The 15,105-nt window shown below is 43.0% G+C and carries 16 protein-coding genes; 12 read left to right on the top strand and 4 right to left on the bottom strand.

Annotation, left to right across the window (positions count from 1 at the left end; genetic code table 11):
- Window positions 1-53 precede the first annotated feature (53 nt).
- The 6 genes from gluQRS (at window position 54) to ACROAE_RS05180 (ending at window position 5,739) form a co-directional block, all read left to right on the top strand.
- The gene (gene gluQRS / locus ACROAE_RS05155; protein WP_432399925.1) at window positions 54-941 is read left to right on the top strand and encodes a tRNA glutamyl-Q(34) synthetase GluQRS; all 888 of its coding nucleotides are present in this window, start codon (window positions 54-56) and stop codon (window positions 939-941) included.
- A gap of 246 nt (window positions 942-1,187) precedes the next feature.
- The gene (locus ACROAE_RS05160) at window positions 1,188-2,498 is read left to right on the top strand and encodes a polynucleotide adenylyltransferase PcnB (RefSeq protein ID WP_432400134.1); all 1,311 of its coding nucleotides are present in this window, start codon (window positions 1,188-1,190) and stop codon (window positions 2,496-2,498) included.
- Entirely contained in the window at window positions 2,498-2,989 is a 492-nt protein-coding gene (folK, locus tag ACROAE_RS05165) for a 2-amino-4-hydroxy-6-hydroxymethyldihydropteridine diphosphokinase (RefSeq protein ID WP_432399926.1), read from the top strand. The genes ACROAE_RS05160 and folK overlap by 1 nt, the downstream gene beginning before the upstream one ends.
- Before the next feature lie 65 nt (window positions 2,990-3,054).
- Window positions 3,055-3,849 (top strand): 3-methyl-2-oxobutanoate hydroxymethyltransferase, encoded by a 795-nt coding sequence (gene panB / locus ACROAE_RS05170; protein ID WP_432399927.1) that lies wholly within the window; start codon window positions 3,055-3,057, stop codon window positions 3,847-3,849.
- Between the two features lie 71 nt (window positions 3,850-3,920).
- Window positions 3,921-4,775: a pantoate--beta-alanine ligase gene (gene panC, locus ACROAE_RS05175; RefSeq protein ID WP_432399929.1), complete on the top strand. Its 855-nt coding sequence runs from the start codon at window positions 3,921-3,923 to the stop codon at window positions 4,773-4,775.
- A 445-nt stretch (window positions 4,776-5,220) separates the two neighbouring features.
- Window positions 5,221-5,739: a DUF4124 domain-containing protein gene (locus tag ACROAE_RS05180; protein WP_432399930.1), complete on the top strand. Its 519-nt coding sequence runs from the start codon at window positions 5,221-5,223 to the stop codon at window positions 5,737-5,739.
- A gap of 21 nt (window positions 5,740-5,760) precedes the next feature.
- On the opposite strand, the gene ACROAE_RS05185 is transcribed toward ACROAE_RS05180, so the two are convergent.
- Window positions 5,761-5,958: a YheV family putative zinc ribbon protein gene (locus tag ACROAE_RS05185; RefSeq protein ID WP_432399932.1), complete on the bottom strand. Its 198-nt coding sequence runs from the start codon at window positions 5,956-5,958 to the stop codon at window positions 5,761-5,763.
- 145 nt (window positions 5,959-6,103) lie between these two features.
- On the opposite strand from ACROAE_RS05185, the gene ACROAE_RS05190 reads away from it, so the two are divergent.
- Together ACROAE_RS05190 and ACROAE_RS05195 are read left to right on the top strand one after the other, a co-directional pair.
- Complete coding sequence (locus tag ACROAE_RS05190) at window positions 6,104-8,020, top strand: ABC transporter ATP-binding protein (protein WP_432399934.1); 1,917 nt, start codon at window positions 6,104-6,106, stop codon at window positions 8,018-8,020.
- A gap of 44 nt (window positions 8,021-8,064) precedes the next feature.
- Window positions 8,065-8,529, top strand: a complete 465-nt coding sequence (locus tag ACROAE_RS05195) for a TIGR02444 family protein (RefSeq protein ID WP_432399935.1) — start codon at window positions 8,065-8,067, stop codon at window positions 8,527-8,529.
- Between the two features lie 16 nt (window positions 8,530-8,545).
- Here ACROAE_RS05195 and ACROAE_RS05200 read toward each other — a convergent pair whose 3' ends face one another.
- Together ACROAE_RS05200 and ACROAE_RS05205 are read right to left on the bottom strand one after the other, a co-directional pair.
- Window positions 8,546-10,132, bottom strand: coding sequence for a GMC family oxidoreductase N-terminal domain-containing protein (locus ACROAE_RS05200; protein WP_432399936.1), 1,587 nt, complete (start codon window positions 10,130-10,132; stop codon window positions 8,546-8,548).
- 27 nt (window positions 10,133-10,159) lie between these two features.
- On the bottom strand, window positions 10,160-10,672 hold the full coding sequence (locus ACROAE_RS05205) for a TAT leader-containing periplasmic protein (protein WP_432399938.1): 513 nt from the start codon (window positions 10,670-10,672) through the stop codon (window positions 10,160-10,162).
- 112 nt (window positions 10,673-10,784) lie between these two features.
- Between ACROAE_RS05205 and ACROAE_RS05210 the strand changes: the two genes are divergently transcribed.
- The 3 genes from ACROAE_RS05210 (at window position 10,785) to ACROAE_RS05220 (ending at window position 13,078) form a co-directional block, all read left to right on the top strand.
- Window positions 10,785-11,798 (top strand): hydrolase, encoded by a 1,014-nt coding sequence (locus tag ACROAE_RS05210; protein ID WP_432399939.1) that lies wholly within the window; start codon window positions 10,785-10,787, stop codon window positions 11,796-11,798.
- A gap of 2 nt (window positions 11,799-11,800) precedes the next feature.
- Window positions 11,801-12,049 (top strand): YheU family protein, encoded by a 249-nt coding sequence (locus ACROAE_RS05215; protein ID WP_432399940.1) that lies wholly within the window; start codon window positions 11,801-11,803, stop codon window positions 12,047-12,049.
- A gap of 132 nt (window positions 12,050-12,181) precedes the next feature.
- Window positions 12,182-13,078, top strand: a complete 897-nt coding sequence (locus tag ACROAE_RS05220) for a phosphoribulokinase (RefSeq protein ID WP_432399941.1) — start codon at window positions 12,182-12,184, stop codon at window positions 13,076-13,078.
- Window positions 13,079-13,324: 246 nt separating this feature from the next.
- Here ACROAE_RS05220 and ACROAE_RS05225 read toward each other — a convergent pair whose 3' ends face one another.
- On the bottom strand, window positions 13,325-14,104 hold the full coding sequence (locus ACROAE_RS05225; RefSeq protein WP_432399942.1) for a sel1 repeat family protein: 780 nt from the start codon (window positions 14,102-14,104) through the stop codon (window positions 13,325-13,327).
- 313 nt (window positions 14,105-14,417) lie between these two features.
- Here ACROAE_RS05225 and crp point away from each other — a divergent pair, with 313 nt between their 5' ends.
- Complete coding sequence (gene crp / locus ACROAE_RS05230) at window positions 14,418-15,053, top strand: cAMP-activated global transcriptional regulator CRP (protein WP_130598440.1); 636 nt, start codon at window positions 14,418-14,420, stop codon at window positions 15,051-15,053.
- Window positions 15,054-15,105 lie beyond the last annotated feature (52 nt).

A 15,105-nucleotide genomic window follows, 5' to 3' on the forward strand; every position in this document is an offset into this window, starting at 1 on the left:
CCATGATAAGTTGGTGTCGTCTATGTAACTTAGCGACTAAAAAATTCACCGCTATGAGCACTACTCAATATATCGGCCGATTTGCGCCATCCCCTTCAGGACCTTTACACTTTGGTTCGCTTATTGCTGCCCTAGGCAGTTACCTTCGCGCCCACAGCCAACAAGGCCAATGGCTCGTCCGCATTGAAGATATTGATCCCCCACGTGAAATTGCCGGTGCCAGCGATGACATCCTGCGCGCACTTGATGCCTATGGCTTACATTGGCATGGCACTGCGTTATATCAACATCAACGTTATGACGCCTATCAACAACAAATTGATCAGTTAATTAGCCACGATAAAGCCTATTTTTGCCAATGTACTCGCAAAATTATACAAGCCAGTGGTGGGTTATACGACGGCCGATGCGGAAAATGCCAACCAAGGTTATCTCAAGGTGCTATTCGGATCCGCAATCAGGCAAAAGTCGATAATTTTACCGACTTACTTCAAGGCAAGGTAAGCGTCGATAGTCACTTTGCTGCCGAAGACTTTATGATTAAACGCAGTGACGGTTTATATGCTTATCAACTTGCCGTAGTGTTAGATGACGCTTATCAAGGCATTACAGAGGTTGTTCGAGGCTGTGATTTACTCGAAGCGAGCTGCCGACAAATCAGTTTATTCTTGCAACTAGGCCTAAGCACACCTAACTGGCTGCATTTGCCATTAGCCTGTGCCGAAAAAGGCTTTAAGTTATCAAAGCAAAACCATGCTCCGGCGATTGACACTCAACGTCCTCAAGCCAGCATTAATGCTGCATTAGCATTTTTGGGTCAAGCGAGTGTCGATATCGATTCGGTCGAAGTGATGCTGCAACAGGCGGTGGCACAATTTTGCTTAGATCGGATCCCAAAACACAAAGAAATCGTATTAGCAGCAACAAACCTGGCAACATAGTAGATACAGAGTTCATAAATGCAGTCGTGGTTGTGGATTAAGGGCTTTTAGCCGCTTAGCACATATACTCATTTATCAACATTTAATGTATTATACCCGCCAGATTTTTAATCAATTTATTCAAGTATTACGAGGTGTATTATTTTTCGCCGTATTAGCCAATTCTGTAAACAGCTATTTGAAGACAACAAAGTAGCTCCAGTCCTTGAAGAGCCCATTCAAGAAGATGGCTTACGTCTGGATATCATCTCCAGAGATGGTCATTCAATCTCACGTCGCCAAATTAGTGAAAATGCACTAAAAGTGCTTTATCGTCTGAATAAGTCTGGCTACAAAGCTTACTTAGTTGGCGGCGGCGTACGCGATATTTTACTTGGTTTACAACCCAAAGATTTTGACGTTGTCACCAATGCGACTCCAGAAGACATTAAGAAGTTATTTCGCAATTGTCGTTTAGTTGGCCGTCGTTTTAGACTGGCACATATTGTGTTTGGTCGTGACGTCATTGAAGTGGCAACATTTCGCGGTCACCACGGTGAAACCGACGATAAAATATCAAAATCAAATGCTGAAGGCCGTTTGTTACGTGACAACGTATATGGCGAGATTGACGAAGACGCTGAGCGCCGCGATTTCACCATCAATGCGCTTTATTATGATATCAGCGACTACTCTATTCGCAGCTATGGCGGCGGTATTAACGATCTTAATAACCGCACTATTAAGTTAATTGGCGATCCAGATACACGTTACCGTGAAGATCCTGTGCGTATGCTACGTGCCGTTCGTTTTGCCACTAAGTTAGACATGCAAATCGATGCCACTACAGCCGCGCCAATAAAAGCCTTAGCCCCTTTGTTAAGCGATATTCCAGCAGCCCGCATGTATGAAGAAGTGTTAAAGCTATTCTTTGCAGGCAAAGCTGAAGCCAATTATCACATGATGCAAAGTTTTGGTTTGTTTGCGCCGTTATTTCCGCAAGTGAGCGCATTAATTAGCGAATCGCCTAAAGGTCATGCCGCTAAAATGTTGCAAGCTGTGATGAACAGCACCGACTTACGCGTTAGCCAAGACAAGCCTGTTACCCCAGCATTTTTCTATGCGGCAATATTATGGTACCCGCTTAAACAGCGTGCCGATGATATCGCTATCGAAAGTGGGCTAACTCATTACGACGCTCACGTTGCTGCGATGGGCGATGTGATGGAACAACAATGTCGTACTATTAGTCTTCCACGTCGATTTAGCACCCCAGCCAAAGATATTTGGCAACTGCAGCTTCGTTTAGAGCGTAGCCAAGGGACTCGAGCATTTAAAATGTTAGAGAACCCTAAGTTTAGAGCCGGTTACGATTTATTGCTGCTTCGTGGTGAAGTTGAATCAGGTAATATTGCTAAAATTGCTGATTGGTGGAAAAGCTTTGTTGAAGCAGATGAAACTGAACGTAGCGAAATAGCCAAAAGTGGCAGTAAAAGTGGTAGCAGTCGTAACCGAAATGCGCCGCAGCGCAAGCGTCGCCGTAAACCTGCTGCTAAAGCTAATCCGACAGCTGAGTAATGACAGTGGCAATTCAAGTGTATGTAGCTCTGGGGGCAAACTTAGCTAATCCGACACTGCAACTAGACGATGCAGTTAGTGCACTAGGTGCACTAGCCATTGGCGATTCATTGCGTGTGTCTGGTTATTACGCCTCTAAACCCATGGGTGAAGTGTTACAGCCTGACTACGTTAACGCCGTAGCGGGCTTTGAAACAGCATTAACCCCCATTGAGTTACTTGATGCTTTGCAAGGCATTGAGCAACAGCAGGGCCGAGTAAGACTGCAACATTGGGGGCCTCGTACCCTAGATTTAGACATACTCCTTTACGGTCAACAGCAAATATCATTGCCACGACTCACTGTGCCACATTACGGCATGAAACAACGCAGCTTTGTGTTAATACCGTTAGCAGACATTGCGCCAACCCTCACACTGCCCTGTAATACCAGCCTTGAAAGCCTAATTAGTGTGACAATGCGCGATGAATTGCAAAAGCTTATCGAGTAAAGTTGATCTTAATCGGCAGCACATTAAGCTCAGCTTTTAGTATTTTAATTTTTTAAGAGTCTACTATGTCAAAAGTCACCAGTTCGACCCTAATCAAGTTCAAAAAAGAAGGCAAAAAATTCACTGCACTTACCGCCTATGACGCCAGTTTTGCTGGCGCATTTGACAGCGAAGGTGTTGATGTATTGCTTGTTGGCGACTCGCTGGGCATGGTATTGCAAGGGCATGGCGACACTTTACCCGTCACAATTGCAGATATCGCTTATCACACTGCTTGTGTTAAACGCGGTATTGCTCGTGCGTTATTGATCGCCGATATGCCATTTATGAGCTACAGCACACCAGAACAAACAATGACCAACGCCGCAATACTCATGCAAGCGGGTGCCAGCATGGTTAAAGTAGAAGGTGGACATTGGTTACTTGAAAGCGTGAAAATGCTAACAGAACGTGGCATCCCAGTGTGTGCTCACTTAGGCTTAACCCCGCAGTCAGTCAATGTATTTGGTGGTTTTAAAATCCAAGGTCGTGATGCTGAAAATGCCCAGCGTATTCTTGACGAAGCCAAAGCATTACAAGCCGCGGGAGCACAGTTGCTCGTGGTTGAATGCATTCCGCCACAATTGGCTAAAGCTATTACTGAAGCACTTACCATTCCAGTTATTGGTATTGGCGCAGGCGCCGACACCGACGGTCAAATTTTGGTCATGCATGATGTATTAGGTATTTCGAGCGGTTATATTCCCCGTTTTTCTAAAAACTACCTCAAGCAAACAGGCGAAATTCGCTCAGCAATTAGAGCGTATATTGACGAAGTAGCTGACGGTACCTTCCCAGCAGAAGAACATACATTTAACTAACTGTTAGTGCTGCGATGTTATTTTACCAAGCAGCACTCATAAACCATTTTTGAGTAAGGTTCGACAATAACATGATAACCACCGCTGTCATTTCAACGATCCGTGAACAAGTAAAGACTTGGCGTGCAAAAGGCGAAACCGTTGCTTTTGTGCCTACCATGGGTAACTTACACCAAGGTCATATTACCTTAGTCAATGAAGCGAAAAGCCGTGCTGATCACGTGGTGGTGTCTATTTTTGTCAACCCAATGCAATTTGGTCCTAAAGAAGATCTAGACGGATATCCACGTACATTAGCTCAAGACAGCGAAAAGCTGGAAAGCGCTGGCGCTGAACTGTTATTTACACCAACACCTGAGATTATTTACCCTAAAGGTTTAGCGCAGCAAACCTTTATTGAGGTACCCCATATTGGTGATGAATTATGTGGCGCAAGTCGCCCTGGGCATTTTCGTGGTGTGGCCACTATTGTCGCTAAACTGTTTAATATTGTTCAGCCGGACATGGCATTGTTTGGTCGTAAAGACTTTCAACAATTAATGATCATTAAAACCATGGTTGACGATTTATCAATGCCAATCGAGGTGATTGGTATTGAAACCATTCGCGAAGCATCAGGCTTGGCAATGAGTTCACGTAATGGCTATTTAACCGCAGATGAAAAAAACAACGCAGCGGCATTAAAACGCGCAATAGACAGTGTTATTCATGCCGTTCAGCACAACAAATCCCCGCAACATGCTATTGAGCAAGCTGTGCAACAATTAATAGCTGCAGGCTTTACGCCTGATTACTTTGAACTGAGAAATGCCGATACGTTACGTCAAGCAACCGCTGACGATAACCAGCTTGTTGTTATTGCGGCGGCTTACTTAGGCAAAGCACGTTTGATTGATAACGCGTCATTTTCCCGTCACCCCGTATAACAATCATGGGAACAATCATTTAATTTTTTGCTAAGTTAATAAAATAAAAAACAAAGATTGTTCTTATCAGTAAAATTTGATTGTCAAAAAACTGGTTTTATCGATAAACTTGACCCATATTTAATCAGTGCTATGCCCCCATAAAAGGACAAGCCTTGTACAATTGAGCAAATATGGTGCAACTATAGTGAATATCCGGTAGCGAGAATGGCGAATGTCTTACTTGAGTACGGTAAAACTATGATAATCTGCTCAATCAAATATATTGTTATCATAATCTTAACAATAGGTTGTTAACGTGTAGCTAAACGAGCCGTTATCACCACTTAACATGACGACTAGATAATGTGATATACGACCAAGCACAGTGGTCAATTGCTTAACATCTGTAGTGTTAAATGAGTGAATTAAATCAAACTAGTATCGCAAAAGGACGTGTGGCCGCATGGCAAAAAGACTGTTATTCATGTTGTTTGCATTGAGCGCTTTTGGGGCTCAGGCTAATACTATTTACAAATGCATGAAAGACGAAAAAGTCGTGTTCAGCCAAACCGTTTGCCCGCAAGAATTTCGCCAACATAAAATTGAATATCAACTTGGTATTACTACCGAAGTCGACTCGGACAAGCGTGAGTTAAAAGAAGATCCGCTTAAAGCGTTATTAAACAAACAAACCATTTCCAAAGAAAAACTTTTACAGTTGTTAGACGGAGAAATTTATCGTCTTAAACAAGAAAACAGCTATTTTGAAATCCTTCGTGCCAGCGAAATTCAAAAGCTAGACCGTAAACGTTATTGGCAAACTAAGCCAAAAGACGACCCGAGCTATGGCTTAGAGTTACAAGAAATCACCGATCGTTTTAACGAGCTTACCAAAAATAACATTAATGTCATCAGGGTGTTGAATCAGCATAAAATGAAAATATCGGCTGAAACTCCCCCTGATGAATACATGAGCAATTAAGTTTAGAAGCTTAGCGCCCCATTAATCTGGCTTAAACACCCCAATCATACTGCCACCGGCCTTTTTAGGCACTTCGATATCCGTTTGTAATGCACGGTAATCACAATCTGTGCATTCAACGGTTTCGATACCATTTTCTTTGAATAACAAAATGCTGTCTTTCGCACCACATTTAGGGCATTTAGCGCCAGCAACAAAGCGTTTTTTGATTTTAGTCATGATGTTCTCTTAATAAATACCTTTTAAATATATACGCCTATTTTGCCTTATTCACCCACATGAGTCCCGTGATTGTGGGAAATAAATTGCAGATGCGATATCATCTACACCATTATTCTATTGTTAAGCAATCAAGTTGTAATTAATGATCAACATTAGCCAAGCTCAATTAGTTCGCGGCAGTAAAACCCTTCTCGATGAAACCTCACTCACTATCTACCCTGGCCATAAAGTCGGACTCGTAGGCGCTAACGGTACCGGTAAATCATCATTGCTTGCACTAATATTGGGCCACTTACATCTTGATAAAGGTGACTTTAGTTTGCCTGCCGGTTGGCAAATTGCCACCGTAGCCCAGGAAACGCCAGCGCTTGACGTATCAGCACTGGAATACGTGCTCGATGGCGATGTTGAATTTCGCCAACTCGAAAACCAACTAAACCAGGCTCAACATGACAATGACGGCAATGCCATTGCCCTTATCCACGGTAAAATTGATGCCATTGGTGGTTATGCTATTCGCGCTCGAGCAGGTTCACTGCTCGCTGGTTTAGGCTTTGGTGAAGCAGAACAAAGTAACCCCGTCAAAAGCTTCTCGGGTGGCTGGCGTATGCGCCTTAACTTAGCCCAAGCACTGTTGTGTCGTTCCGATTTATTACTGCTCGATGAACCCACCAACCACTTAGATTTAGACACCATGTACTGGCTAGAAGGTTGGATTAAATCGTATCAAGGCACATTAATCCTTATCAGTCACGACCGCGACTTTATTGATGGCATAGTTGATGAGATTGTTCATGTCGAAAATCATAAATTAAATTTCTACAAAGGTAATTACAGTGCCTTTGAACGTGTTCGTGCAGAACGTATGGCGCAACAACAAGTTGCGTTTGAACGCCAACAAAAAGAACGGTCGCACATGCAATCATTTGTTGACAGGTTCCGTTACAAAGCCAGTAAAGCGAAACAGGCACAAAGCCGCTTAAAAGCACTTGAGCGTATGGCAGAGTTATTACCGTCACAAGTTGATAACCCATTCCAAATGGCGTTTAGAGAACCAGAAGCATTACCTAACCCACTCGTGGCGATGGAAAATGTCTCGATTGGTTACGATGACAACACTATTTTAAAACAAGTGCAGCTCAACCTAGTCCCTGGCGCACGGATTGGATTATTAGGCCGTAATGGCGCGGGTAAATCGACTTTAATTAAGCTGTTATCTGGGCAACTCCACGCTAAAACCGGTAAGTACGAGCCTAACCCCGGGCTTAATATTGGTTACTTTGCCCAGCACCAAATCGAATTTTTAAGCCTAGACGACTCACCACTACAGCACTTAGTACGCTTAGCTCCGGCCAGTACCCGCGAGCAAGAATTGCGTAATTTTTTAGGCGGTTTTGGCTTTAATGGCGATATGGCTTTAGCACCAGTGAGACCCTTTTCTGGTGGCGAGAAAGCACGTTTAGTATTGGCATTATTGGTGTGGCAACGCCCTAACTTGCTGTTACTCGATGAGCCGACCAACCACTTAGACTTAGAAATGCGTCATGCGTTAACCATGGCATTACAAAGCTTTGAAGGGGCTATGGTTATTGTATCCCATGACCGTCATTTATTGCGTCTAAGCTGCAGTGACTACTACTTGGTTGATCAGGGCGTGGTGAAGCCTTTCGAAGGCGATTTAGACGATTATCATCAATGGTTACTCGATGCCGCAAAAGCCGCTCAAGCCAGCAATAAAAGTGAATCTCAAGCTGTTAATGGCGATCAAATCGATAAAAAACAGCAAAAGCGAATTGAAGCAGAACTAAGACAAAAAACCTCACCGCTTAAAAAGCAGCAAGCTAAATTAGAAACACAGCAGCAAAAGATATCACAACGATTGGCAGAGCTAGAAACAGAGCTGGCCGATGGCAGCTTATACGAAGCTGAAAACAAAGCCAAAATGACTCAAGTGCTTAACGAGCGGACGAGTTTGACCCAGGAAATGGACGAAAGTGAAATGAACTGGTTAGAGCTGCAAGAGCAAATTGAAGAGATTGAACAAGCGGTTCAACAATAACTTTTATGCTGTGGCGTTTATCCATAAACGCCTTAGGAAATCTCATGCAAGCTACACTCAAGCGCCCTGTATTTACCCATACATTGTGGCATCAATGCGAACTCGTTTACAGCCAAAATCCAAGCGCCTATCTCCAACTGCAAGATAGCTATCACGTTAATGTTAACATATTATTGTTAGCACAATATCTTGATCAGCAAGCCTTTTTACTGTCTGCCGAACAATGGCAAAGCATGTTGGGTGTTATTGAAAAATGGGAAGATTCGGTATTAGTGCCTTACCGTCAATTACGCCGAATTGCCAAAAGACATTTAGCAGAAGATGAATACCAAAAAATGCTTGATGTTGAATTGATAATGGAGCGAAAGTCACAACAGTTTATATTGCAGAAACTTCACTCATTAGATGGGCAATCGACGTCGAATAGCACTGACACTTGCAGCCCAAGTGTGAGCAGTAATGTCAATGCGTACTTAGGTATTTATGGATTAGATGACAGCGCCATCTAATCCATCAAATATGAGGTTATTTCGTTGTCAGCTTTTGCGCTAAGGCTGTCGCATTACGGGCAACAATGCCATAAATAGTCAATTGTGGGTTAGCGCCTAGACTGGTTGGAAACACAGAGCCATCCATCACAGATAAGTTTTCAAAGTAGTGTGAATTACCATAACAGTCGACCATCGCCTGGGTTTTATCTTCGCCCATAGGGCAGCCGCCCATCACATGCGCTGAAGCTACAATGGTCTTAATTAAACCCAAATCTAATTGATTTATGCTTTGTTTAGCATCATTCCAGGACTCAAAAAAGCTTAGACCATCGTGCATCGGCAATACCTTTTTAGCTCCTGCGGCAAACTGCAATTCCGCCATCGATAAAAATGCCCGACGCGCTGCACTCCAAAAACCATCAGTTAAGGGGTAATCAAGGGCAAAGCTATTATCGGTTAACCGCACTTGTCCGCCAGGGCTTTGTTCATTAAAACCGTCACGGATTAATGCTATGGTGACCTGCATTTGATTAAAATTAGCCATTAGCTGTGCGTGACTAACGCCATAACCTATGGTTTTAGAGGCGATAAGCACAGGATGCACTGGCGCGACTTCGAGCTTATAACCTAACTCGCCAGCGGCACCATCGCGCCAAACAAACTCATCAGAATATATCGATTGCGGCGCACCACTGTGACCATTAATTTGTTCGGCAAACATACCGCCAGATAATAACGACGGATGCAAAAAGGTTTTACCAAGTTGTTTGTGAGGATCGGGCGTATTTGAGCGCATTAAAATAGTGGGCGTGTGAATAGCGCCTGCGCTTAAAATATAATGTTTGGCACTGAATGTAATTTTTAATGCTGTGGGTTTAAACCCTTCTGTCATGGCTTGTGCGGTTAATCCAACGACCTTATCGCCTTTATGTTCAAGCTTGACGACTTTGGCCCGTGAGATTAATGTCGCACCATGCTCAAGTGCGCTAGGGATAGTGGTTACCAGCATCGATTGTTTAGCATTAACTGGGCAACCCATTCCGCAATAACCGGTATTCCAACAGCCTTTAACATTACGTTTTATGACGGTGTATTCCCAACCCAATTTTTCACAGCCATCACGTAATGCGCCGTTGTTACGGTTTGCGTCGTATTGCCATTGCTCGATATTGAGTCGCTTCTCCATTTTTTCAAACCAAGGCTGTAACTCCGTCGCCGATAATCCTTTAACCGATTTAGCTTGCTGCCAAAAATCCAATGTCGGCTCCGGTGTACGTATCGAGGTGGTCCAGTTAACCGTTGTTGAACCGCCAACCGTGCGGCCTTGAAAAATGCCAATACCTTTATCTGCGGTTTTTAATGCCGCGGCTTGTTGGTATAAATTAGGGTAAGCATGGCGCTCTTCCATATCAAAATGCGTTGACGACTTTAACGCGCCGCCTTCAATCATAATGACTTTAAGCCCAGCTTGAGACAATATTTCAGCCGCTGTTCCGCCACCAGCACCCGTGCCGACAATAACCACATCGGCTTCAAAATGACGATCTTTCTCTAATGTGCTGGCATCAATATGGTGCCAACCCGCATTCAGTCCTGTGATAATAGGATCAATAATAGCCACGAAAATACTCCTTTATACACAGGGTGATTAGTTTGAGTTGCTCACCAAGAAAGTGGGCTTGGCATAACGCAAGTTACCCCAATGTTCAGGGCAAGCATAATAACTGGCCATAATAAGCTCACGCAGCCCTGAATAGGCTGTTTTTAACATATCGAGAAAGTTGTAACGCCAAAATTCTAGCATATCGATCAATTGCTGCGGTTCACGCCCCAATAACGGCGTCATACTGCCACTGAGCAACAACAAACCAAAACGGCCTTCAAGTAAGTCTAATAGCTCCATCAACTCATCTTGCTGGGCTTGTGGTAAATGGGTAATCGACTGCGAAATAGCATCTAAGGTTCGATTGATCGCCATCTCCCTGTGATTAGCCACTTCAGGTAAGCTACCGTCGAGGAAAATAGGAATAAACACACTAAACAACACTCGATGATGGATATCATCTATTGCTGTTGAGGATGTTGGCACATACAGATTAACACCTAATGCCAGTGCAGCCGTTCCTGCAAAAGCACCGGTGAGAAAGGTACGACGCTTCATTTACTTCCCCTTTGAGTTATTGTTGTCGGTAATTTTTATATGCTAAAGTGGCATGGGTAACATTTAAACACACGTTTAAATATTCACAAACAATTGCAGAACGATTCCCTTTATGAAAAAGATGTTTTCTCCTCCCTGGTGGGCTGCTAGTCCGCACGTACAAACGATTCTACCGTTTATTTTTAAAGTGGCCAAACCAGCTACGTTTAGGCAAAGACAAGAGCTGCCTGACGGTGATTTCATTGATTTAGACTGGTTAGGCCAAGCTCAAAATGGTGAACCCATTTTAGTGATTATTCACGGACTTGAAGGGAACACTGAATCACATTACGCACGCAGAATGTTACTAGAGGCTAAAAAGGCCAACATTGCGGCGGTAGTGCATCATCACAGAGGCTGTTCAGGCGAGCCTAATCGATTAGCACGCAGTTATCATAGCGGTGATGTTAATGACTTAGCATATACCTTGTCACAGTTAAAACAATACTACCCTGAATCACGCCTCTACGCTGTCGGCTACAGTTTAGGCGGCAATGTCCTGGCAAAATATCAGGGAAGTGAGCAACAAGATAGCCTATTAGAAAGGGCTGTCGTGGTGTCGGCGCCATTAACATTAGCCGCGTGTGCAAAACGTTTAGAAAGTGGTTTTTCGACCGTGTATCAGCGCTTTTTAATTAAACGCTTGCAGCGTAAAATGCTCGATAAAATCAATACGGCCGATCTCACGGCGCAAATGCCCATCAATAAAAAACAACTTAAAATGCTCAACACATTTTATTTATTTGATGATCAAGTCACGGCACCTTTGCATGGTTTTACTGGGGTGAACGATTACTATCAAAAATCGAGTGGGATGAACTATTTAAAACATATTACTAAGCCAACGCTAGTGATCCATGCTAAAGACGACCCTTTTATGACTGACGATGTGATCCCAAGCAAAGATCAGTTATCGCCAATGGTAGAATATGAGCTACATCAATTTGGTGGCCATGTTGGCTTTGTGGATGGCGGGTGGCCGTGGAAACCTAAATTCTATTTAGAAGATCGGATCATTAACTTTTTACTCGCTGACGATAATAAAACATTAGCGCAACATACTGTCGCTGCGACAGAAAAGGAATAACCATGCTTGTCCCGTATGAGGCATTATTGTCATTGCCCCAAGAAACACTTCAAGGAATGATTAAAGAGTATTTATTATCGCAACTTGAAGATGGCAGTTTTAGTGATGTTGACGAGCAGCAGCTGGCTTATGCTACGGAGCGTTGTAAACTCGCCCTTAAAAAAGGCGAACTGGTGGTTGAGTACAGTGAAGATGATGAATCTATCGCGATCCGTCAGCGCGAACATATTTCAGCAAGAGTTAATGATTAACCTGCATGCTTAAGCAATAATTCTATATAAATATTAACGTTATGACCTGTGATTAATTGACCCATAGGTGATGATTACCGTATAACTAGTGATTCGATTTTCTTTGGTGAATCACAAACGTAGGCGAATAACATGTCAGCAAAACATCCTATTATTGCTGTAACCGGTTCATCTGGTGCTGGCACTACCACCACGACAACCGCCTTTACTCATATATTCAGGCAACTTGGTGTTAATGCCGCATTTGTAGAAGGCGACAGTTTTCATCATTTCACTCGCGCAGAAATGGAAGTATTAATCCGTAAGTCGCAAGCTGAAAATCGTAATATTAGCTATTTTGGTCCTGAAGCCAACAACTTTAAAAAACTAGAAGAATGCTTCATTAGCTATGGCGATACCGGTAATGGCCAAACCCGTAGTTATTTACATACCTTTGATGAAGCGGTGCCTTTTAACCAAATGCCAGGTACTTTCACGCAATGGCGTGACTTGCCAGAAAACACCGACATGCTGTATTACGAAGGCTTACATGGTGGAGTGGTAACCGATGATGCTGACGTGGCAAAACACGTCGATTTACTGATTGGTATGGTGCCCATTGTTAACTTAGAGTGGATTCAAAAAATCATTAGGGACACCACTGAACGTGGTCACAGCCGTGAAAAAGTCATGGGCTCTATTGTGCGCAGTATGGACGATTATATTAATCACATGACACCGCAGTTCTCACGCACTCATATCAACTTTCAACGCGTGCCTACCGTTGACACATCTAACCCATTTAGCGCTAAAGATATTCCCAGTCTTGACGAAAGCTTTGTAGTGATCCGCTTTCGCGGTATTAATAACGTCGACTTCCCTTATTACCTGAACATGATCCAAGGATCGTTTATGTCACGGGTCAATACGCTTGTGGTGCCGGGAGGTAAAATGTCCTTAGCCATGGAGCTTATCTTAACCCCACTGATTAAAGACTTAATCGACAAACGAATAGAGTTACAAAACATCAATGATATCAAGCCCGATTAAGCTTGATTTAAGTCAATAGCACTAAGATTGTTTTATCGTGATTTCAAGCGAAATAACGGCAGTTGATGTGCTTGGGGCGCTAATTCCCCCTTTTTTCTGTTAGCGTGTTAAGCACATCAACGATTACCTAGCACTCGAGCTATTAATCATGTTCACCCATTCAGTTACTCGCAACTACACTCTCGGAGCCACATTCTCGGAACATCATTCTCGACGCACCAAGAAGACTGACTTATAGCAGAACAATTACATTAACGGGATAATTTCACGGTATGCTTGGTTATTCTGGTATTGCTTTAAGCGCTGTATAAACTCATCACTGTGCGCAAGTGCAGGGTTTTGTTTTAAAGCCTCGATGGCTTTCTTTTGTGCATCGATTGCAGAAGTAAAATCACCAATTTCAGCATAACCAGCGGCTAAATTGTCTAGCACGGTTGGATCATTTTGATTTTGCGCTAACAGTTTAAGTGACATAGACACTGCACGAGAACCGTCACGATACTCAGCTTCTGGGCAAGTTGCTAAAATCCACGCTACATTCCCCATAGATACGGTATCACCAGCAGTATTAAACTGCACCATAGCCTTGCCACAGTTACGTACCACGCCATCGCCACCAGCAGAATAGATAAACCCTAAACGAAAATTAGCCCACTTATCGCCTTGTTCGGCCATCACTAAATACCATTTCTCGGCTAAGGCTAAATCACGGGGAAATAATTTACCTTCAAAGGCCAAATCAGCAACGGTTTGCTGGGCTTTAATGTGGTTTTGTGCAGCAGCTTGTGTCACCCAGGTTAATCCTGCGTTGGTATCTTGACTCACAAACCGACCCGATAAATACATCAAACCTAAAAGAAATTGTGCATCTGCATCGCCTTGTTTGGCTTTTATTTGTATATGCACCAGTTTACTGGCGGCTTGAGACTCAATGGTTGGCGGAACATAAAATGCTTGAGAGGGTAAACTTAATACGCTAAACGCCACTAAGCATGCAGCCGTTGCTATTTGACTCAATTTTTTCACGCACACCTCTACAACAATTTGTGGTATTAATAAATAACAGTAGCTAACTCGCCTAGCCAATTCAATAGACAGCCCGTGAAGCGAATAATTCAATAGACTTGACGGTTAAAACAATACGATAGAGTATGGCGTATAAAATAAAAAGCTGACGCTGATCACAAACAAAAGAAATTTAATCAACTATTTAACAAGTTAATATACACTACTGGCACTTCTAAATACGATCTCTATCAAAGTTTTTACGATTGTAATAGCGTAGAATGCTTAATTAGACATTACTTACTTTCATTTTTAATCAATCGAGGAATATCGTATGGCTCTGATTGGTAAGCCAAAACCTGACCCAACATTAGAATGGTTTCTTTCACATTGTCACATTCACAAGTACCCAGCAAAGAGCACATTGATCCACGCGGGTGAAGATTCTGACACGTTATATTACATCGTAAAAGGTTCTGTTGCTGTATTGATCAAAGATGAAGAAGGTAAAGAAATGATCCTTTCGTATCTTAATCAAGGCGACTTCATCGGTGAACTTGGTTTATTTGAAGAACAAGCAGAACGTACTGCTTGGGTTCGCGCTAAACAAGCGTGTGAAATTGCCGAAATTTCGTATAAGAAATTTAAGCAATTAATTCAAGTTAACCCAGAAATCTTAATGAAGCTTTCTGCGCAAATGGCCTATCGCTTACAAAGCACAAGTCAAAAAGTCGGTGATTTAGCCTTCTTAGACGTTGCGGGACGCATTGCACAAACACTATTGCACCTAGCAAAACAACCCGATGCTATGACACATCCTGACGGAATGCAGATTAAAATAACCCGTCAAGAAATTGGTCAAATTGTAGGTTGTTCACGTGAAACTGTTGGCCGTATTTTGAAGATGCTTGAAGAGCAAAACTTAATCCAAGCACACGGTAAAACAATAGTGGTTTACGGTACACGCTAACCCTATAGGCGCGATTTAAGCGTCAATCATGCTCTACTTCAGCTTGATTTAA

It is taken from the genome of Shewanella sp. MF05960, assembly GCF_050849305.1.
In the GTDB taxonomy this organism is placed as follows: domain Bacteria; phylum Pseudomonadota; class Gammaproteobacteria; order Enterobacterales; family Shewanellaceae; genus Shewanella.

What these genes read in the sequence shown, in the direction of transcription:
- gluQRS (WP_432399925.1), top strand. Translation starts at nt 54, where the DNA reads ATGAGCACTACTCAATATATCGGCCGATTTGCGCCATCCCCTTCAGGA.
- folK (WP_432399926.1), top strand. Translation starts at nt 2,498, where the DNA reads ATGACAGTGGCAATTCAAGTGTATGTAGCTCTGGGGGCAAACTTAGCT.
- panB (WP_432399927.1), top strand. Translation starts at nt 3,055, where the DNA reads ATGTCAAAAGTCACCAGTTCGACCCTAATCAAGTTCAAAAAAGAAGGC.
- panC (WP_432399929.1), top strand. Translation starts at nt 3,921, where the DNA reads ATGATAACCACCGCTGTCATTTCAACGATCCGTGAACAAGTAAAGACT.
- ACROAE_RS05180 (WP_432399930.1), top strand. Translation starts at nt 5,221, where the DNA reads ATGGCAAAAAGACTGTTATTCATGTTGTTTGCATTGAGCGCTTTTGGG.
- ACROAE_RS05185 (WP_432399932.1), bottom strand. Translation starts at nt 5,958, where the DNA reads ATGACTAAAATCAAAAAACGCTTTGTTGCTGGCGCTAAATGCCCTAAA.
- ACROAE_RS05190 (WP_432399934.1), top strand. Translation starts at nt 6,104, where the DNA reads ATGATCAACATTAGCCAAGCTCAATTAGTTCGCGGCAGTAAAACCCTT.
- ACROAE_RS05195 (WP_432399935.1), top strand. Translation starts at nt 8,065, where the DNA reads ATGCAAGCTACACTCAAGCGCCCTGTATTTACCCATACATTGTGGCAT.
- ACROAE_RS05205 (WP_432399938.1), bottom strand. Translation starts at nt 10,672, where the DNA reads ATGAAGCGTCGTACCTTTCTCACCGGTGCTTTTGCAGGAACGGCTGCA.
- ACROAE_RS05210 (WP_432399939.1), top strand. Translation starts at nt 10,785, where the DNA reads ATGAAAAAGATGTTTTCTCCTCCCTGGTGGGCTGCTAGTCCGCACGTA.
- ACROAE_RS05215 (WP_432399940.1), top strand. Translation starts at nt 11,801, where the DNA reads ATGCTTGTCCCGTATGAGGCATTATTGTCATTGCCCCAAGAAACACTT.
- ACROAE_RS05220 (WP_432399941.1), top strand. Translation starts at nt 12,182, where the DNA reads ATGTCAGCAAAACATCCTATTATTGCTGTAACCGGTTCATCTGGTGCT.
- crp (WP_130598440.1), top strand. Translation starts at nt 14,418, where the DNA reads ATGGCTCTGATTGGTAAGCCAAAACCTGACCCAACATTAGAATGGTTT.